A 206-nucleotide genomic window follows, 5' to 3' on the forward strand; every position below is an offset into this window, starting at 1 on the left:
GAACCGCTTGATGGTGACTTCGCCATCCAGGCGCGCCACCACGATCTGCCCGTTTACGGCCTCGGCACTGCGGCGCACGCCCACCAGGTCACCGTCGAGAATGCCGTCTTCGATCATCGAATCGCCCTGCACCCGCAGCAGGTAATCCGGAGTTTTGGCGAACGTGGTCGGGTCCAGTTGCAGGCGGCTGTGCACCTCGGCATCGG

The 206-nt window shown here is 64.6% G+C and carries 1 protein-coding gene; it reads right to left on the bottom strand.

Annotated features, from left to right (window positions below):
- Positions 1-206: LexA family protein (locus AC0608_RS14020; RefSeq protein ID WP_478289514.1), on the bottom strand; the 206-nt coding region annotated here is incomplete at both ends.

This window comes from Flavobacterium sp. GNP008 (assembly GCF_056428965.1).